At 73.5% G+C, this 18,107-nt stretch carries 16 protein-coding genes; 11 read left to right on the forward strand and 5 right to left on the reverse strand.

The genetic code is table 11. From position 1 onward, the window contains the following. The first annotated feature begins 224 nt into the window (after positions 1-224). The 4 genes from ACZ4VK_RS20145 to ACZ4VK_RS20160 all read left to right on the forward strand — a co-directional run bounded on the left by ACZ4VK_RS20145 (position 225) and on the right by ACZ4VK_RS20160 (position 4,416). A complete protein-coding gene (locus ACZ4VK_RS20145; RefSeq protein WP_468353729.1) occupies positions 225-1,253 on the forward strand; it encodes an LLM class flavin-dependent oxidoreductase in 1,029 nt (342 codons plus the stop codon). A gap of 23 nt (positions 1,254-1,276) precedes the next feature. Further along, entirely contained in the window at positions 1,277-2,566 is a 1,290-nt protein-coding gene (locus ACZ4VK_RS20150) for an NtaA/DmoA family FMN-dependent monooxygenase (RefSeq protein ID WP_468354323.1), read from the forward strand. Then, positions 2,563-3,351 (forward strand): DUF1684 domain-containing protein, encoded by a 789-nt coding sequence (locus ACZ4VK_RS20155; RefSeq protein WP_468353730.1) that lies wholly within the window; start codon positions 2,563-2,565, stop codon positions 3,349-3,351. Before ACZ4VK_RS20150 ends, ACZ4VK_RS20155 begins: the two co-directional genes overlap by 4 nt. A gap of 198 nt (positions 3,352-3,549) precedes the next feature. Further along, positions 3,550-4,416, forward strand: coding sequence for a S1 family peptidase (locus ACZ4VK_RS20160; protein ID WP_468353731.1), 867 nt, complete (start codon positions 3,550-3,552; stop codon positions 4,414-4,416). 83 nt (positions 4,417-4,499) lie between these two features. Here the strand turns inward: ACZ4VK_RS20160 and ACZ4VK_RS20165 are convergent, their stop codons facing one another. Beyond that, entirely contained in the window at positions 4,500-5,537 is a 1,038-nt protein-coding gene (locus ACZ4VK_RS20165; protein WP_468353732.1) for a DUF3533 domain-containing protein, read from the reverse strand. 170 nt (positions 5,538-5,707) lie between these two features. Between ACZ4VK_RS20165 and ACZ4VK_RS20170 the strand changes: the two genes are divergently transcribed. From ACZ4VK_RS20170 to ACZ4VK_RS20180, 3 genes are all read left to right on the forward strand, one after another. After that, the gene (locus tag ACZ4VK_RS20170; RefSeq protein ID WP_468353733.1) at positions 5,708-9,199 is read left to right on the forward strand and encodes a DNA polymerase III subunit alpha; all 3,492 of its coding nucleotides are present in this window, start codon (positions 5,708-5,710) and stop codon (positions 9,197-9,199) included. Beyond that, positions 9,196-10,155 carry a DNA polymerase Y family protein gene (locus ACZ4VK_RS20175; RefSeq protein ID WP_468353734.1) on the forward strand — a complete coding sequence of 320 codons (960 nt, stop codon included), beginning with the start codon at positions 9,196-9,198 and terminating at the stop codon, positions 10,153-10,155. Before ACZ4VK_RS20170 ends, ACZ4VK_RS20175 begins: the two co-directional genes overlap by 4 nt. Positions 10,156-10,323: 168 nt before the next feature. Then, positions 10,324-11,211, forward strand: coding sequence for an esterase/lipase family protein (locus tag ACZ4VK_RS20180; protein ID WP_468353735.1), 888 nt, complete (start codon positions 10,324-10,326; stop codon positions 11,209-11,211). A gap of 2 nt (positions 11,212-11,213) precedes the next feature. Here the strand turns inward: ACZ4VK_RS20180 and ACZ4VK_RS20185 are convergent, their stop codons facing one another. Further along, positions 11,214-12,197: a lytic polysaccharide monooxygenase gene (locus ACZ4VK_RS20185; protein ID WP_468353736.1), complete on the reverse strand. Its 984-nt coding sequence runs from the start codon at positions 12,195-12,197 to the stop codon at positions 11,214-11,216. Between the two features lie 148 nt (positions 12,198-12,345). Continuing rightward, entirely contained in the window at positions 12,346-13,014 is a 669-nt protein-coding gene (locus tag ACZ4VK_RS20190; RefSeq protein ID WP_468353737.1) for a response regulator, read from the reverse strand. Positions 13,015-13,149: 135 nt separating this feature from the next. Between ACZ4VK_RS20190 and ACZ4VK_RS20195 the strand changes: the two genes are divergently transcribed. From ACZ4VK_RS20195 to ACZ4VK_RS20210, 4 genes are all read left to right on the forward strand, one after another. Continuing rightward, complete coding sequence (locus ACZ4VK_RS20195) at positions 13,150-14,133, forward strand: Bug family tripartite tricarboxylate transporter substrate binding protein (protein WP_468353738.1); 984 nt, start codon at positions 13,150-13,152, stop codon at positions 14,131-14,133. Next, positions 14,130-14,636 (forward strand): tripartite tricarboxylate transporter TctB family protein, encoded by a 507-nt coding sequence (locus tag ACZ4VK_RS20200; protein ID WP_468353739.1) that lies wholly within the window; start codon positions 14,130-14,132, stop codon positions 14,634-14,636. The genes ACZ4VK_RS20195 and ACZ4VK_RS20200 overlap by 4 nt, the downstream gene beginning before the upstream one ends. 3 nt (positions 14,637-14,639) lie before the next feature. Next, positions 14,640-16,136, forward strand: coding sequence for a tripartite tricarboxylate transporter permease (locus ACZ4VK_RS20205; protein WP_468353740.1), 1,497 nt, complete (start codon positions 14,640-14,642; stop codon positions 16,134-16,136). A gap of 105 nt (positions 16,137-16,241) precedes the next feature. Continuing rightward, the gene (locus ACZ4VK_RS20210) at positions 16,242-16,685 is read left to right on the forward strand and encodes a DUF6299 family protein (RefSeq protein WP_468353741.1); all 444 of its coding nucleotides are present in this window, start codon (positions 16,242-16,244) and stop codon (positions 16,683-16,685) included. Between the two features lie 12 nt (positions 16,686-16,697). Here ACZ4VK_RS20210 and ACZ4VK_RS20215 read toward each other — a convergent pair whose 3' ends face one another. After that, positions 16,698-17,177 carry a ribonuclease FAU-1 family protein gene (locus ACZ4VK_RS20215; protein WP_468353743.1) on the reverse strand — a complete coding sequence of 160 codons (480 nt, stop codon included), beginning with the start codon at positions 17,175-17,177 and terminating at the stop codon, positions 16,698-16,700. Beyond that, positions 17,158-18,081: a GNAT family N-acetyltransferase gene (locus ACZ4VK_RS20220; protein ID WP_468353745.1), complete on the reverse strand. Its 924-nt coding sequence runs from the start codon at positions 18,079-18,081 to the stop codon at positions 17,158-17,160. Before ACZ4VK_RS20220 ends, ACZ4VK_RS20215 begins: the two co-directional genes overlap by 20 nt. Positions 18,082-18,107 lie beyond the last annotated feature (26 nt).

Here is an 18,107-nt window from a genome sequence, read left to right on the forward strand (position 1 = left end):
CGCCCCCCGCCGCAGCGGGAGCCGACCGCCCCCGCGGCGGGAGCCGACCGGCTCAGCACCCGAGAACTGACCGCCCCCGCGGCGGGAGCCGACCGGCTCAGCACCCGAGACCTGACCGCCCCCGCGGCGGGAGCCGACCGACTCCGCAGCGAGAACCGACCCGCCCCGTACGGCGCGATCCGCTCGCGCGATCCGCCCCTCCGCTCCGTCCCGAGAGAGACCGCATGACCAGCACACGACCGCTCCATCTCGCCGCCGAGCTCACCCCGGGCCCCGGCAGCGCCCCGAGTGCCGCCCCTCCCACCTCCGCCGCGCGTGCGGTCGCGCTCGCCCGGCTCGCCGAGGCCGCCGCGCTCGACTTCCTCACCCATGACGACTCCTTCGCCCGGCCCGGCCTCGACGCGCTCGCCGTCCTCGCCCGGATCGCGCCCGAGACCCGGTCCGTCGGCCTCGTGCCGACCGTGACCACCACCCACACCGAGCCCTTCCACGTCCAGGCCGCCGTCGCCACCCTCGACTGGGTGAGCCGCGGCCGGGCCGGCTGGCGGATCGGGGTCTCCCCGACGGCGGCCGAGGCCCGGCTCTTCGGCCGTCGCGAGGTCCCGCCCACCGCCGAGCTCTGGCAGGAGGCGGGCGAGGTCGCCGAGGTCTCCCGCAAGCTCTGGGACAGCTGGGAGGACGACGCCGAGATACGCGACGCGGCGACCGGGCGGTTCGTCGACCGCCGCAAGCTCCACCACGTCGACTTCCAGGGCGCGACCTTCTCGGTCAAGGGCCCCTCGATCGTCCCCAGGCCGCCGCAGGGCAACCCGGTGACCGTCGTCGACGCCACCCGCCCCGCCGCCCGTGAGACCGCCGCCCACCACGCGGACGTGGCCCTGATCAGGGCCTCGTCCGCCGAGGAGGCCGCGGCCCTGCGTGCCGAACTGCACCGGGCGGCCCGCGCCCACGGCCGCGACTCCGGGCAGCTGCGCGTCCTGCTGTCGGCGACCGTCGACCTCGACGCGTACGAGGGCGGGCCGGGGGCGCTCGCCGAGCTGATCGCCGGCTGGCACGGCGGCGGCGCGGTCGACGGCTTCCACCTCGTCCCGGCCGTGCCCGAACGGGACCTGGAGCGGTTCACCGCCGGCACGGTGACCCGGCTCAGGGAGCGAGGCCTCTTCCGTACGGCCTACGGGGGCACCACCCTCCGCGACCACCTGGGGCTCACCCGCCCCGTCAGCCAGTACGCCACGACGGGAGCGGGCGCGTGAGCACTCCCGCGGGCCGGAAGCGGATCCATCTCGCCGCGCACTTCCCCGGTGTCAACTCCACCACCGTCTGGGCCGATCCGCGCTCCGGATCGCAGATCGACTTCTCCTCCTTCGAGCACCTCGCGAGGACCGCCGAGCGCGGCCTCTTCGACTTCTTCTTCCTGGCCGAGGGGCTGCGGCTGCGCGAGCACAACGGGCGCATCCACGACCTCGACGTCGTCGGCAGGCCCGAGTCGATCACCGTCCTCACCGCGCTCGCCGCCGTCACCGACCGGCTCGGTCTGGCCGGCACGGTCAACGCCACCTTCAACGAACCGTACGAACTGGCCCGGCGGTTCGCCTCGCTCGACCACCTCAGCGCGGGCCGGGCCGCCTGGAACATCGTCACCTCGTCGGACGCCTTCACCGGCGAGAACTTCCGGCGCGGCGGCTACCTCGACCGGGCCGACCGGTACACGCGGGCCGCCGAGTTCCTGGCCACCGCCCGGGAGCTGTGGGACTCCTGGACCCCGGACGGCGTCCCGCGGCCCTTCGCCCACAGCGGGCAGCAGTTCGGGATCGAGGGCGAGTTCACCGTCCCGCGCTCCCCGCAGGGGCATCCGGTCGTCATCCAGGCCGGGGACTCCGCCGAGGGCCGGGAGCTCGCCGCCTCGGCAGCCGACGTGATCTTCACCCGGCACTCCACCCTGGAGGCCGGCCGGGGGTTCTACGCCGACGTCAAGGGCCGGCTCGCCCGGTACGGGAGGGAGCCCGGCGACCTGAAGATCATGCCCGGCGTGACGTACGTCCTCGGGGACACCGACGCCGAGGCACGGGAACGCGCCGCCGAGATCCGTCACCAGCAGGTCTCCCCGCAGAACGCGATCCTCGCCCTGGAGCAGATCTGGGGCCGCGACCTGTCCGGCCTCGACCCCGACGGGCCGCTCCCGGACATCGACCCCGACCCCGAATCGACGCTCGTCCAGGGCCGGGTGCGGATCGCCGACCCGGTGGCGGTGGCCAGGAAGTGGCGGGCGCTCTCCGAGGCGAAGGGCCTCTCGATCCGCGAGACCGTCGTCGAGTCCACCGGCCGGCAGTCCTTCGTCGGCACTCCGGCGACGGTGGCGGCGGCTCTGGAGGAGTTCGTCGCCACGGACGCCGCCGACGGCTTCATCCTCGTCCCGCACCTCACCCCCGGCGGCCTCGACGACTTCGTCGACCGGGTCGTCCCGCTGCTCCAGGAACGCGGAGTCTTCCGTACGGAGTACTCCGGCACGACGCTCCGGGAGCACCTCGGGCTTCCCGGGCCCGTATGGAAGGCTGGAACACCATGAGCACGGATCCACAGCAGGACTGGCAGCACTGGCACGAGCAGCGCGAGGCCGCGGTCTCCTCCTCGTACGGCCCGCTCTCCCTCACGGGCACCCACTGGCTCGCGGACTTCCCGGAGGGGCGGCTTCCGGGCGTGCCCGGCGAGTGGCGGGAGGACGGCGACGAGGTGCTCCTCTCGGCGGGCGCCGAGGACGGGCTCACCGTCGACGGGAAGCCCTTCAGCGGCACGGTCCGGCTCACCGCCGACCACGGGCCGATCCATGAGTCCCGGGTCGCGTCGGCGGGACGGCGGCTCGTGGTCCTGCGGCGCGAAGGGCACTGGGCGGTACGGGACTTCGACCCCGGCTCGGAGGCGCGCCGCGCCTTCCGGGGCATCGAGGCCACCCCGTACGACGAGCGCTGGGTGGTGCCCGGCGTCTTCCGCCCGTACGGGGAGACCCGCAGCGTGCGGGTCGAGAACGCCGACGGCGTCGAGCGCGGTCTCGGCCTCTCCGGGGAGCTGGTCTTCGAGCTGCACGGCGGCGAGCACACCCTGCGGGTGGCCGTCGAGGACGACGGCTCGCTGTGGGCGGTCTTCGCGGACGCCACCAGCGGCCGGGACAGCTACCGCTTCCGTTTCCTCCGTCCGGCGGCGCCGGCGGCGGACGGTTCGGTGACGGTGGACTTCAACCGCGCGCTGTTGCCGCCGTGCGCCTTCGTGGACCACTTCATCTGCCCCTTCCCGCCGCCGGGGAACACGCTCGACACCGCCGTCCCGGCGGGGGAGCGGCGGCTGAACCCCGCCTGATCAGGGCTTTGACCCGAGACGGCGCGGAACGGTGGGTGCCCCTGGCCAGGACGGCGGGGGCATCCGTCCGTTCGGCGGTCTTGTGCGTCCGCTCAGAGAGGGCCACTATCGCTGACGGTGCATGTCAGGAGCACGTCACCTGATGGCGCCTCACGGGCCCGCCACCCACGGGCCCCTCCGCTTCCCAGAAGGAGCACTGTGAGGAGCACTGTGAGGAACACCCGCACCCGTCTGCTCGCCCTCGTCGCCGGCATCGCGGCCGTGACGGCCGTCGGACTCCCCGGAGCCCAGGCCGCCCCCACCCCCGGCCCGGCCGGAGCCGCCCAGCTCGCCCGCGCCGACGCCGCCGTCGACGCCGCCGGTGTCGGCGGCACCGCCTGGTACGTGGACAGAGCGGCCGGCCGGGTCGTCGTCACCGCCGACTCCACCGTCACCGACGCGGGGATCGCGAAGATCCGCCAGGCGGCCGGCGCCGACGCCGGAGCCCTCCACGTCCAGCGCACCCCCGGCGTCTTCAAGCCCCTCCTCGGCGCGGGCGACGCCATCTACGGCAGCGGCTACCGCTGCTCGCTCGGCTTCAACGTGCGCAGCGGCAGCACGTACTACTTCCTCACCGCGGGCCACTGCGGCAACGTAGTGAACACCTGGTACGCCAACTCGGCCCAGTCCACCCTGATCGGCGCCACCGTCGGATCCAGCTTCCCCGGCAACGACTACGCGCTCGTCCGCTACGACAACGCCTCGCTCGCCCACACCGGAGGCTTCACCGCGGCGAACGCCTATGTGGGGGAGCCCGTCAAGCGCTCCGGCTCCACCACCGGCACCCGCAGCGGCACCGTCACCGGCCTCGACGCCACCGTCCACTACTCCGGCGGCGGCACCGTCCGGGGCATGATCCAGACCAACGTCTGCGCCGAACCCGGCGACTCCGGCGGCGCGCTCTACGACGGCACCAAGGCGCTCGGCCTCACCTCGGGCGGCAGCGGCAACTGCTCCACCGGCGGGACCACCTTCTACCAGCCGGTTCCCGAGGCCCTCGCCAAGTACCGGGTCAGCCTCTACTAGCCGACGGCACACAGCAGGCCCCCGGCGCACAGCGGCAGGCCCCCGGCGCACCCGCGCCGGGGGCCTCTCCCTGCGGCCGGGGATCAGACCCGGGCGTCGTTCAGTTCACCGGCGATCGGCTCCGCCTCCGGCTCGCGCCTCAGCGAGGACATCACCAGGGTGACCGCGGCGCCGACGACCGCCCAGGCCGCGAGGACCAGCATGGAGCCGGTCATGGCGTTGCCCTTGAAGTACGCGATCGAGCGCGCCGCCCAGGTGCCCGCGCCCGGGGGCAGGGCGGGGCCGATCGCGTTCCAGAACGGGGGCAGCATCGGCAGCGGGAACGCGCCGCCCGCGCTGGGGTTGCCGGCGACCACGATCAACAGGATCGCCAGGCCGATGCCGACGATCCCGAAGACCGACTGCAGGGCGAGGGTGGCGGCGCCGACGGCGAAGACGACCAGGGTGCCGAGGCCCCACAGGGCGGCGACACTGCCGGGCAGGGCGCCCAGGATCGGGCCGACGATGACCGCGCCGCCGAGGCCGCCGAGGACCGAGTAGACGGCGAGCGCGCCGAGGCGGATGACCGCGCGCTCGCGGTTGGCGGGCCGTGAGCCCGCGCTGATCGCCAGGATCGCGGCGCAGATGTAGCCGCCGACGCACCAGCCGACGACGAGGTAGAAGGCCGAGAGCCCGTCGAAGTCCTCCGCGGAGGCGGGGGCCACGTCGACCGTCCGTACGGTGCGCTGCTGTGCCGCCTCCACCCGGGTGAAGATCGTCTCCAGGGCGGAGGAGAGCACGGTGCCGCCGCCGGAGGCGACGAGCAGGGTGTCGGTGCGGCCGCGGGGGTCGACGATCAGGGCCCCGTCGATGTCCCGGTTCAGGATCTGCCTCCGCGCCTCGGCCTCGCCGTCGACGGTACGGGGGTCGAGCGGTTCGCCGGGGAGCCGCTCCAGCTGCCCGAGGAGCTGGGCGGAGACCTGCTGCGGCGGGACGACGCCGAAGGGCACGTCTCTCGGCTTGGGGTGGTGCAGGGCTCCGACGTACGAGGCGATGAACAGGAGCTGGAGGGCGAGGACGCCGACGACCAGGAGGGCGGCTCGGGGCGTGACGGCGCTTTTCAGTTCGTCGACGAGACTCATGCCCCCACGCTCCGGGGCGGGGGGTGTTTCCGCAGGTGGGATGCGCCCGAATGGCTGAGGGGAGAGGGGCCGGTCTCGCTTATCGTACGTGCGTTCGAAATGGGTTATGGTGAAGAGCGAGGGGGTGGGAACGTACGTACGAATCGATGCGGGAGTGCGGGAGGTGCGCCATGCCGGGTTTCACGCACCTGCACACCGCGTCGGGCTACTCCCTGCGCTACGGCGCCTCGCACCCCGAGCGGCTCGCCGCCCGCGCCGCCGAGCGCGGCATGGACGCGCTCGCCCTGACCGACCGCGACACCCTCGCGGGCACGATCCGCTTCGCCAAGGCCTGCGCGAAGGAGGGCGTCCGCCCCCTCTTCGGCGTGGACCTCGCGTACGGGGCGGCCGCGCCGGGACCGACGCCCGGGCCCGGCGGTCCGGGGGGCGTCCGGGATGTCCGGCGGGTGCCCGTCCGGGGCGGCGCGTTCGTCGACGAGTCCGCGCCCCGCGCCCTCTTCCTCGCCCGCTCCCGTGCCGGCTGGGCCTCCCTCTGCGCGATGGTCACCGCCGCCCACGCCGGAGGAGAGGAGCGGCCCCTGCTGCCCTGGTCCGCCCTGCGCGACGACGACGTGTTCGCCCTGCTCGGCCCCGCGTCCGACGTCGGCCGCGCCCTCGCCGCCGGCCGCCCCGACCGGGCCGCCCGGCTGCTCGCCCCCTGGCGCGAGCGGTACGGCGACGCGCTGCGGCTCATGGCCGTCGACCACGGCCGGACCGGCGCGGGGCCCGGCTCCCTGCGGCTCGCCGCCCGTACCGTCGGCTTCGCCGCCGAGCAGGGCGTCCGGCCCGTCCTCGGCAACGCCGTCCGCTACGCCGATCCCGGCCAGGGCCCGGTCGCCGACGTCCTCGACTCCGCCCGCCGCCTGGTCCCCATCGACCCCCGCAAGGAGCTCGACAGCGGCGAGGCCTGGCTCAAGGGCCTCGAAGGACCCGACGGCATGTCGGCCGCCGCCGAGCGGATCGTCGAGGCCGCGGGCTTCCGCCGCGACACCGCCCACCGGCTCATCGGGCAGACCGCCGCGGTCGCCGCCGCCTGCCTGGTCGACCCCGAGGACGACCTCGGCATCGGCTCCGCCCACTTCCCCGAACCGCACCTCGTCGGCGCCGAGCACCGCACCGCCCAGCGCGTCCTCGCCTCCCGGGCCGCCGCCGGCATGGTCCTGAAGGGGTACGAGAAGCGGCGCGGCCACTGGGACCGGATGCACCGCGAGCTGGACGTCATCGCCCACCACGGCTTCGCCGCCTACTTTCTGACGGTCGCTCAGGTGGTCGACGACGTCCGGGGCATGGGCATCCGGGTCGCCGCCCGCGGCTCCGGCGCCGGCTCCCTCGTCAACCACCTCCTCGGCATCGCCCACGCCGACCCGGTCGAGCACGGCCTGCTGATGGAACGCTTCCTCTCCAAGCGCCGCACCGTCCTGCCCGACATCGACATCGACGTGGAGTCCGCCCGCCGCCTCGAGGTGTACCGGGCGATCATCGACCGCTTCGGCACCGCACGCGTCGCCACCGTCTCCATGCCCGAGACCTACCGGGTCCGCCACGCGGTACGGGACGTCGGCGCGGCCCTCTCCATGGACCCGGCCGAGATCGACCGGATCGCCAAGGCCTTCCCGCACATCCGCGCCCGGGACGCGCTCGCCGCCCTCGACGAACTGCCCGAGCTGCGCGCGCTCGCGGGGGAGAGGCCCAGGCACGGCAGGCTCTGGGAGCTGGTCGAGGCGCTCGACGCGCTGCCGCGCGGCACCGCCATGCACCCCTGCGGCGTGCTGCTCTCGGACGCCTCGCTGCTCAGCCGTACCCCCGTGGTGCCCACCAGCGGCGAGGGGTTCCCCATGTCCCAGTTCGACAAGGAGGACGTGGAGGACCTCGGGCTGCTCAAGCTGGACGTCCTCGGGGTGCGGATGCAGTCCGCGATGGCCCATGCCGTCGCCGAGGTCGAGCGGGCCACGGGCACCCGGCCGGACATCGACGCGATCCCGCAGGACGACCCCGAGACGTACCGGCTCATCCGCTCCACCGAGACCCTCGGCTGCTTCCAGATCGAGTCGCCCGGCCAGCGCGACCTGGTCGGCCGGCTCCAGCCCGCGACCCTGCACGACCTCGTCGTCGACATCTCGCTCTTCCGGCCGGGGCCGGTCGCCGCCGACATGGTCCGCCCCTTCATCGAGGCCCGGCACGGCCGCGCCCCGGTCCGCTACCCGCACCCCGACCTGGAGGAGACGCTGAAGGAGACGTACGGCGTGGTCGTCTTCCACGAGCAGATCATCGAGATCGTCCGCATCATGACCGGCTGCCGTCGTGACGAGGCCGACCAGGTCCGGCGCGCGCTCTCGGATCCCGAGTCGCAGGGCCGGATCAGGCTCTGGTTCGCCCGGCGGGCCTCGGCGCGGGGATACGCGGACGAGGTCGTCGCCCGGACCTGGGAGATCGTGGAGGCCTTCGGTTCGTACGGGTTCTGCAAGGCGCACGCGGTGGCCTTCGCCGTGCCGACGTACCAGTCGGCCTGGCTCAAGGCGCACCACCCGGCCGCCTTCTACGCCGGGCTGCTCACCCACGACCCCGGCATGTACCCCAAGCGGCTGCTGCTCGCGGACGCGCGGCGGCGCGGGGTGCCGGTGCTGCCGCTCGACGTGAACCGCTCGGCGGTCGCTCACCGTATCGAACTGGTGTCTGATTCCCCTGTGCGGTGGGGACTTCGGCTCGGACTCACCGACGTCCACGGCATCGGCGAGACCGAGAGCGCCCGCATCGAGGCAGGACAGCCCTACGCCTCCCTCCTCGACTTCTGGGAGCGCGCCCGCCCCCGCGTCCCCGTCGCCGAACGCCTCGCCCAGGTCGGCGCGTTGGACGCCTTCGGCGCCAACCGCCGCGACCTCCTCCTGCACCTCACCGAACTCCGGCGCGTCCAGCGGGGAGCCGCCTCCCACGGCGGACAGCTCCCGCTCGCCCAGGGCGGCAGGACCGCACCCGTCGGCCTGCCCGACCTCGACGAGACGGAACGCCTCAGCGCCGAACTCGGCATCCTCGGCATGGACGCCTCCCGCCACCTCATGGACGACCACCACGCCTTCCTCGAAGAGCTCGGCGTCGTCTCCGCCCAGCGCCTCCGCGAGACCCCGCACGGCCGGACCGTCCTCGTCGCGGGCGCCAAGGCCGCCACCCAGACCCCGCCGATCCGCTCCGGCAAGCGGGTCATCTTCACCACCCTCGACGACGGCACCGGCCTGGTCGACCTCGCCTTCTTCGACGACGCCCACGAGCGCTGCGCCCACACCGTCTTCCACTCCTGGCTGCTCCTGGTCCGGGGCGTGGTGCAGCGGCGCGGCCCCCGCAGCGTCAGCGTGGTCGGCGCCGCCGCCTGGAACCTCGCCGAACTCGTCGAACTGCGGGCGTCCGGCGGCCTCGACGCGGTGGGGGAGCGCCTCGCCGAACCCACGCCGTCCGCCACGCCCACGCCGTCCGCCGAACCCACCCCGTCCGCCGGAAGCGGCGACTCCGGCCGCCGCATCACGATGCCCACCGGCTTCGAGATGAACCCCTGGGCCGACCTCAAGCCGGCGGGCGAAGGCGCCCCGAGCGGAAGGAAGCTGTGGCACAGCAGTCCGGGGAGCGCGGGATGATCCTCTGTGTACGGTTCCGTCTCGAACCGATGTGGGAAGTCCTCTTCCCCCAACTGGTCGACCTCCTCGGCGAGTTCACCCCGACCGTCGAGGCGGCCCCGCCCGGCGAGGCGCTCGCCGACATCAGCGGCGCCCTGCGCTACTTCGACCGGACCCCGGCCGAACTCGCCTCCGTCATCCGGGTCAGGGCGCTCGCCCTGTACGGCGTCGACTGCGTCATCGGCGCGGGTCCCAACCCGATGCTGGCCCGGATGGCCGCCCGCGAGGCCCGTCCCGGCGCCACCCTCGTCGTCGACGACCCCGCGGCCTTCCTGCGCGACCGGCCGGTCGCCGCACTCGACGGCGTCGGCCGCGCCACCGCCCGCACCCTCTGCGGCTACGGGCTCGACTCCGCGGGCCGCGTCGCGGACGCGCCGCTCGCCGTGGTCCAGCGGCTCGTCGGCGCGAAAGCCGGCCGCGAGGTGTGGGAACGGGCCAGGGGCGTCGACCGGACCCCCGTCGTCCCGCACGCCGCCTCCCGGTCCCTCGCGGCCGAACGCGCCTTCCCGCGCGACGAGACCGACCGGACGGAACAGCGCAGGGCCCTCCTCTCGCTCACCGAGGAGCTGGGCGCCCGGCTGCGGACCGAGGGGCAGGTGTGCCGCGGGCTCGCCGTCACCGTGCGGTACGCGGACCGGACCACGACCACCCGCAGCCGCACCCTGCCCGAACCCACCGCCCACTCGGTGGCGCTCACCACCCTCGCGTACGCCGTCCACGACTCCTTCGGCCTCCAGCGGGCCCGGGTCCGCGGCATCGCCCTGCGCGCCGAGGGGCTGACGGGCGCCGAGGGGGCCGCGCACCAGCTGTCCCTGGACCCGGCGGACGAGAAGGCCCGGCGGATCGAGGCGGTGGCGGACCGGGCACGGGCGAAATTCGGGCCGAAGGCGATCCTGCCGGGCTCACTCGCGGCCTAACAGGCCTGCCAGTACTCATTCTTGACGGCACATCACTTTTTACCGACGCGTAACTTCCCAGCCAACGCTACCCGTGCGTAGCTTGGCTGGGAACGCATCCCCACTTGTGGTCCGGACCGCAGGGCGTAGCACCCCCACCATCCCCTTGAGCCGCAAGGAGATCGCCCGATGCTGCCCTGGAGCCCCCGCACCCCCTGGAAGCACGCCGTCAGAGCGCTGTCCGTCCTGCTCCTCACCGCCGCCGCCACCCTCGCCCCGACCACCGCCGCCTCGGCCCAGACCGAGACCGCCACCACCAGCCGGGGCTGGAACGACTTCTCCTGCAAGCCCTCCGCCGCCCACCCGCGCCCCGTCGTCCTCGTCCACGGGACCTTCGGGAACTCCGTCGACAACTGGCTCGTCCTCGCGCCGTACCTGGTCAACCGCGGCTACTGCGTCTTCTCGCTCGACTACGGTCAGCTGCCGAACGTGCCGTTCTTCCACGGGCTCGGCCCCATCGCCGCCTCCGCGGGACAGCTCGACGGCTACGTCGACCGGGTCCTCGCCGCCACCGGCGCCCCCGAAGTGGACCTCGTCGGACACTCGCAGGGCGGCATGATGCCCCGCTGGTACCTCAAGTTCCTCGGCGGCGCCGAGAAGGTGAACGCGCTCGTCGGCATCGCCCCCGACAACCACGGCACCACCCTCCTCGGCCTCACCGGACTGCTTCCGTACTTCCCCGGCGCCGAGGACCTGATCAGCGCCACCACGCCGGGCCTCGCCGACCAGATCGCCGGCTCGCCCTTCCTCACCGAGCTCAACGAGGGCGGCGACACGGTGCCCGGGGTCCGCTACCACGTCATCGCGACCCGCTACGACGAGGTCGTCACCCCGTACCGCTCGCAGTTCCTGAGCGGCCCGAACGTCACCAACGTCCTCATCCAGGACAAGTGCGCCCTCGACCTGTCCGAGCACGTGGCGATCGGCACGGTGGACCGGGTCACCTTCCACGAGGTGGCCAACGCCCTCGACCCGACCCACGCGACCCCGACCACCTGCCTCTCGGTGATCGGCTAGCCCTACCGGGCCGTCCGCCCCCGCCGGACGGCCCCGAAGAGCACGGCCGCGCCGATCGCGAGCACGGCGGCGCCACCGACCGCGAGATACGGGGTGGTGGCGTCGCTCCCCGTCTCCGCCAGCTCCACACCGGAGCCCGAACCGGCCTCCGGAGCAGGTGCGTCGGGCGCGGGTACCCGAGCGGGAGTGGTGGCGGCCGACGGGACCGGCGCGGCCGACGAGGCGGGCGCCGTCTCCCGCGCGCCCGTGGTCGGGCCGCCGTCCCCGTGCCCGCCGTGCTCGACCGAGGACTCGTCCTGACCGTCCTCGGTCTGCTCGTCACTCGGCGCGGAGGCGCTCGGCGCCGGAGCGCCCGTCTCCTCCCCGAACACCACGTCCGAGCAGGTGTAGAACGCCTCGGGGGAGTCGGAGCGCTGCCAGATCGAGTAGATGAGGTGGCGGCCCGACCTGTTCGGCACCGTGCCCTCGAAGACGTAGTCGCCGCTCTCCATCCGCGGGTCGGTCACCGTGGCGAACGGCTCCGCCTCCAGGTCCGACCACCTCAGCGGCTTCGACGGGTCGTACCCGTCCTTCGTCACGTACAGCGCGAACGAGCCCCGGTGCGGTGCGGTCCCCTTGTAACGGAAGGTGTGCGCGCCGGACTTCATGCCGCTCGCCGGCCAGTCGGCCCGCGCCAGGTCGAGCCCGCGGTACTTGTCGTTGCCCGCGCTGCACAGCTTGCCGTCCGGGATCAGCTCCCGGTGCTTCCCGGCGGCGTTCGCGATGTTCACCGCGTTCCAGTCGTAAAAGGCCTGCGTCCCGCTCGCCGCCACCGCCGCCTTGCAGGCCGCCGACCTCGGGGCCTCGGGCCCCTCCGCGTGACAGGCCGAGACCCGGCTCACCGGATCGGTCATCGACCCGTGCGCGAACGCGGGAGCGGAGGCGAGCCCGGAGAGCGCGAGCACGGCGCCGGCGGTGACGGCTGCGGCGGTACGACGAGAGGTCATGGGGGGACAGCTCCTTCGCGAGGGTGAGGCGGGGGGTAGCAAGGAAGCTAGCCGCCGCCGTCCGCGAAATAGCCGGTGAAGGAGGGCAGACGCCGATTCTTAGGACCGCTTTAAGGAGCCGCTAAGCACCGTCTGAGGAACCTGCCGTCTACCCCAGCCGTCGGTAGCGCCGCTCCGGGCGTCCCGTCCCCCCGTACCGCAGCGTGATCTCCGCGCGGCCCGTCTCCGCGAAGTACTCCAGGTAGCGGCGGGCGCTCACCCGGGACAGGGAGCCGGCCTCCGCGCACTCCGTGGCCGAGAGGCCCTCCGGGTGGGCGCGGAGGACGGAGTCGACCAGATCGGCGGTATGGGCGGCGAGGCCCTTCGGGAGTTCCCGGGAGCCGCGGGGGCGGGTGCCGAAGATCTGGTCGACGTCCTCCTGGCGTGCCTCGTCCAGCTCGTCGAGGCGGCTGCGGAGCGAGGCCACGTGCCGCAGCTGCTCGTGCAGCGCCGCCTGGCTGAACGGCTTGATCAGATAGTGCAGCGCCCCCGCCCGCAGCGCCGCCCGGATCGTGCCCACGTCCCGCGCCGCCGTGATGAAGAGCGCGTCCATGCCCAGGCCCGCCGCACGCAGCTCCCGCAGCACCTGGACGCCGTCCATGTCGGGCAGGAAGACGTCGAGCAGCACCAGGTCGGGCCGCAGCCGCTCGGCCGCCCGCAGTGCCTCCGCGCCGCTGTGCGCGACTCCGGACACCGAGAAGCCCGCCACCGCCGACACATAGCGGCAGTGCAGCTTGGCGACCATGAAGTCGTCGTCGACCACCAGCACGTTCGTCACGACGACCCACGCTAGGTCCCGACCACAACGACCACAACGTCCGTTGGTTGCGGAAGGGAGACAGCTTCTTAACGCGCGGGCAACATGTGGGCCACCTCACACCCCCCTTCCCCTTCAACCTGAGAGGCGGCACACGTGCGGTTGCGCACCCCCTTCGCCCTCCTCGGGGCCGCACTGCTCGTCCTGGTGGCTCCGCCGCTGCTCAGCCCCGGCAGCGGCTCCGACACCGGCACGCGGATACCCGGCCTGCGCTTCATGGTCCCCAACACCCCCGGCGGCGGATACGACATCACCGCCCGCACCGCGGCCAAGAACGCCGAGGAGGCGGACCTCACCGGCGACATCGAGGTCTTCAACCTGCCCGGCGCGGGCGGCACCGTCGGCCTCACCCGGCTCGTCGGCGAACGCGGCAACGGCCGGCTCGCCATGTCCATGGGCCTCGGGGTCGTCGGCGCCGTCCACACCAACCAGACCCCCAGGACCCTCGCCGACACCACCCCGATCGCCCGGCTCACCGAGGAGCAGGACATCGTCGTGGTCGGCAAGGACTCCCCGTACAAGACCATCCAGGACCTGCTCACCGCCTGGAAGAAGAACCCCGGCAAGCTGCCCGTCGGCGGCGGCTCCTCGCCCGGCGGCCCCGACCACCTCGCCCCGATGCTGATGGCCCAGGCCGCCGGGATCGCCCCGAAGGACGTCAACTACGTGCCCTTCGACGGCGGCGGCGAGCTCCTCGCCTCGATCCTCGGCGACAAGGTCGCCTTCGGCGTCTCCGGCGTCGGCGAGTACCTCGACCAGATCAAGGCGGGGGAGCTGCGCCTCCTCGCCGTCACCGGCCCGAAGCGCGTCCCCGGCCTCGACGCCCCCACGCTCCGCGAGGCGGGACTCGACACCGAGTTCACCAACTGGCGCGGCATCGTCGCCCCGCCGGGCCTCTCGGACGCCGAGCGCGAGAAGCTCGTCACCCTGGTCACCGCGCTCCACGACTCCCCGCAGTGGCGCGAGTCGCTGAAGACCCACGGCTGGGACGACGCCTTCCTGCCCGGCGAGGAGTTCGGCACCTTCCTCGCCGAGCAGGACCGGCGCGTCGGCTCCGTACTGAAGGAGCTCGGGCTGTGAAGACCTCAGTGAAGTCCTGGCTGCGCGAACGCTCCGAGCTGGGCGTCGGCGCCCTCCTCTTTCTCCTCGGCGTCCTCGTCCTCACCGACGCCCTCACCCTCGACGCCGACCTCACGGGGCGCGGGCCCGTCGGCCCCGCCACCGTCCCCCTCGTCGTCGGCTGCGGCCTGCTCGTCGTCGCCGTACTCCTCTCCGTCGACGTCCTGCGCGGCGGCCGCGGCGAGGCCGAGGCCGGCGAGGACGTCGACCTGAGCGAACCCGCCGACTGGCGTACGGTCCTGCTCCTCGCCGGCGTCTTCCTCGCCTTCGCCGTCCTCATCGGACCCGTCGGCTTCCCCGTCGCCGGAGCGCTCCTCTTCTGGGGCGCGGCCTACGCCCTCGGCAGCCGCCACCTCCACCGCGACCCGCTGATCGCGGCGGCCCTCTCGCTCCTCACCTACGTCGTCTTCGACAAGCTGCTCGGCGTCCCGCTGCCCGGCGGCCCGCTGATGGGAGTGATCTGACCCATGGATTCCCTGAACTCCCTCATCGACGGCTTCGGGACCGCCCTCACCCCGATGAACCTGCTGTGGGCCGCGATCGGCGTGCTCCTCGGCACCGCCATCGGCGTCCTGCCCGGCATCGGTCCCGCGATGGCCGTGGCGCTGCTGCTCCCGGTGACGTACGGGCTCGAACCGACCGGCGCGTTCATCATGTTCGCCGGCATCTACTACGGCGCCATGTTCGGCGGCTCCACCACCTCGATCCTCCTCAACACCCCCGGCGAGAGCGCGGCCGTCGTCGCCGCCATCGAGGGCAATCCGATGGCCAAGGCGGGCCGCGGCGCGCAGGCGCTCGCCGCCGCGGCCATCGGCCACTTCGCCGGCGGCATGATCGGCACGATCCTGCTCGTCGTCCTCGCCCCGACGGTCGCCGCGCTCGCCGTCGACATCGGCGCCCCCGACTACCTCGCCCTGATGGTCCTCGCCTTCATCGCGGTGACCTCGGTCCTCGGCTCCTCCCGCATCCGGGGGCTCGCCTCCCTGCTCATCGGCCTCACGATCGGTCTGGTCGGCCTCGACCAGATGACGGGACAGCAGCGCCTCACCTTCGGTTCGCTCCAGCTCGCCGACGGCGTCGACGTCGTCATCGTCGCGGTCGGCCTCTTCGCCATCGGCGAGGCCCTCTGGGTCGCCGCGCACCTGCGCCGCACCGCGGGGGAGGCCATCCCGGTCGGACGCCCGTGGCTGGGCAGGGACGATGTGAAGCGCACCTGGAAGTCCTGGCTGCGGGGTCCGCTCATCGGCTTCCCGTTCGGCGCGATCCCGGCCGGCGGCGCGGAGATCCCCACGTTCCTCTCGTACGTGACGGAGAAGCGTCTCTCCCAGCACAAGGAGCAGTTCGGCAAGGGCGCCATCGAGGGCGTTGCCGGGCCCGAGTCGGCCGCCTCCGCCTCGGCGGCGGGGACGCTCGTCTCCATGCTGACCCTCGGGCTGCCGACGACGGCCGTCGCCGCCGTGATGCTGGCCGCGTTCCAGCAGTACGGCATCCAGCCGGGACCGCTCCTCTTCGAGCGGGAGCCCGACCTGGTCTGGGGCCTGATCGCCTCGCTGTTCGTCGGCATGGTGCTGCTGCTCGCGCTCAACCTGCCGCTCGCGCCCGTCTGGGCCAAGCTGCTCCGCATCCCGCGCCCGTACCTCTACGCCGGCATCCTCTTCTTCGCCGCCGTCGGCGCGTACGCGGTCGGCGGCGAGGCGCTCGACCTGGTCGTCCTGCTCGTCATCGGACTGATCGGCCTGGGGATGCGGCGCTACGGCCTGCCGGTGCTGCCGGCCGTCATCGGCGTCATCCTCGGCCCGGCCGCCGAACAGCAGCTGCGCCGCGCCCTGCAGATCAGCGACGGCTCGGTGACGGGCCTGGTCAACACCCCGTTCTCGGTCACCGTGTACGCGGTCGTGGTGCTGCTCCTCGCCTGGCCCCTGCTGAGGAAGGTGATCATCCGCCGCCGTGATGTGACGGTATGACGGACGTCAACGCGCCCCCGATGGGGTGAGTTTCGGACAGGTGGCGGCCGGATCCGGTATCCCTGGCGGGCAGCACCATCCCCCCACCCCGAAAGGACCCCGCTCATGCGCGTCCGACTCGCCCTCGCCACAGGCGCCCTGCTCGCCGCCGCCGTCCCCCTCGCCCACGCGGAAGGGACCACCGCCGTCGCGCCCCTCGCCTACGCCGAAGGGGCCGACGCCCTCTCCGTCTTCGGTTACGGAACCATCGGCGACGACGGCACGGTCACCCTCTCCGGCACCTACCGCTGCCTCGACGACAGCGCGGGCCCCGTCCTCGTCGGCTCCACCCTCGTCCAGGGCGACCGCTCCGCCGGGATCGGCGGCACCAGAGCCGTCTGCGACGGACACCTCCACGAGTGGATCAACACCGCCGTCGTGAAGGACCCCGCGTACAAGCCGGGAGCGGCCCGCGTGCGGGCCGCCCTCATGCAGCTCACGACCGGGGAATCGGGCCTGCCGACGCCCGCGTTCCTCGCCGTCGAGGAATCGGCCGTCGAACTCCGCTGACGGCGGGACCCGCTACCGCAGCAGGTCGATCAGGCCCTCACGGCCGAGCACCTCCAGCTCGTCGAGGGCCACGACGGCACACGCCGCCGCCTCCGGGTCGGAGGCGGCGAGCCCGCTCGCCGCGAACTCGTCCTCGTCGAGCCGCAGCACCTCGCTGCCGTCCGCCGACACCCACAGGTCCAGGTCCAGGTCCTCGACCCGCACGCCCGAGCCGTCGAACACGGCCGGCCGGGTGATGTCGCAGTACCAGCCCTTGAGAACGCCCCCGGCCGACCACACCTCCTTGACGGTGAACCAGCGGTCCCGCCAGTAGTGCTCCACGAGGACGTCACCCGGCTCGAACCGCACGAAGCCGAAGTCCCGTACGCCCTCGGCCGCCCACGGAGCGCGCACCGAAAGCCGGGCACCGTCCTCCGCGAGCACCTCCGCCGGATAGCGGATCTTCGTCCGCCCCGCCTTCGTCAGGGTGACCTCAACCGATCGTCCGGACATGCCGCACCTCCGTCGCGCCGATCTCGTAACCGAACCACTCGTTGATCGCCAGCATCGGCTCGTTGCCGGCGTCGTTCCCGGTGAACGCCTCGGTGCAGCCCGCCGCACGGGCCCGGTGCAGCGAGGTGTTCTTGGCCAGCTTGGCGAGCCCCCGCCCCCGGAACGCCGGGGCCGTACCGGTCATCCCCGTGGCGTACCGGCCCAGACCGTCCGTCCGCACCGCGGTGAACGCGGCCGGAACCCCGTCCACCATCACGACCGTCGTCAGCGCCCGGTCGAGCAGCGGATGCTCCCAGGTCGTCGCCAGCCAGTGCGCGTAGTCGTCGAGCGCGGCCCCCACGTCCCCCGGCTCGTCGGCGGTCGTCACCGCGTCGAGCTCGAAGAGCGGCCGGGGGTCGGCCGCGAAGTCCTCGGCCGTGCGCAGTTCGACACCGGCGGGTGCGGCGGCGAGCGGCGGCAGCTCGGCGGTGGTCAGATCGAGCCGCAGGAAGTGCGCGGAACGACTCGGCGCGTAGCCCCGCCGCTCGGCCCACGAACGGTTCGCCGGCTCGTCGAGGACCCAGCTGTACAGGGTGCGCGCGCCCCGCTCGGCCAGATACTCCTCGGCGGCCCGCAGAAGCAGCGTCCCGGCACCGCGCCCCGGGTGCGCCGGGTCCACGTACACGTTCACATAGCCGATGCCCGGCTCCGGCGCGTCGTGGGCGATCCCCACCTGGGCGGTCCCGATGATCCCGCCGTCCCCGGTCACGGCGACCAGCGGACGGTAGTGGCTCTCGGGATGGGCGTGCGCCCAGTCGAACCGGAGCTGCTCCGCGGTCGCGAGCATGAACGGGACCGCGGCCCGCCGGACCCGGGCGAATCCCTCGGCGTCCTCGGCCTGTACATCACGCACGATCACTGTCATGGGGTCGCACGCTACGGGCCGCGGGC

The organism is Streptomyces sp. NPDC028711, assembly GCF_055565415.1.

Excerpts from the sequence above, each read along its gene's own strand:
- ACZ4VK_RS20145 (WP_468353729.1), top strand. The coding sequence starts at position 225 with ATGACCAGCACACGACCGCTCCATCTCGCCGCCGAGCTCACCCCGGGC.
- ACZ4VK_RS20155 (WP_468353730.1), top strand. The coding sequence starts at position 2,563 with ATGAGCACGGATCCACAGCAGGACTGGCAGCACTGGCACGAGCAGCGC.
- ACZ4VK_RS20165 (WP_468353732.1), bottom strand. The coding sequence starts at position 5,537 with ATGAGTCTCGTCGACGAACTGAAAAGCGCCGTCACGCCCCGAGCCGCC.
- ACZ4VK_RS20170 (WP_468353733.1), top strand. The coding sequence starts at position 5,708 with ATGCCGGGTTTCACGCACCTGCACACCGCGTCGGGCTACTCCCTGCGC.
- ACZ4VK_RS20175 (WP_468353734.1), top strand. The coding sequence starts at position 9,196 with ATGATCCTCTGTGTACGGTTCCGTCTCGAACCGATGTGGGAAGTCCTC.
- ACZ4VK_RS20180 (WP_468353735.1), top strand. The coding sequence starts at position 10,324 with ATGCTGCCCTGGAGCCCCCGCACCCCCTGGAAGCACGCCGTCAGAGCG.
- ACZ4VK_RS20185 (WP_468353736.1), bottom strand. The coding sequence starts at position 12,197 with ATGACCTCTCGTCGTACCGCCGCAGCCGTCACCGCCGGCGCCGTGCTC.
- ACZ4VK_RS20205 (WP_468353740.1), top strand. The coding sequence starts at position 14,640 with ATGGATTCCCTGAACTCCCTCATCGACGGCTTCGGGACCGCCCTCACC.
- ACZ4VK_RS20210 (WP_468353741.1), top strand. The coding sequence starts at position 16,242 with ATGCGCGTCCGACTCGCCCTCGCCACAGGCGCCCTGCTCGCCGCCGCC.
- ACZ4VK_RS20215 (WP_468353743.1), bottom strand. The coding sequence starts at position 17,177 with ATGTCCGGACGATCGGTTGAGGTCACCCTGACGAAGGCGGGGCGGACG.
- ACZ4VK_RS20220 (WP_468353745.1), bottom strand. The coding sequence starts at position 18,081 with ATGACAGTGATCGTGCGTGATGTACAGGCCGAGGACGCCGAGGGATTC.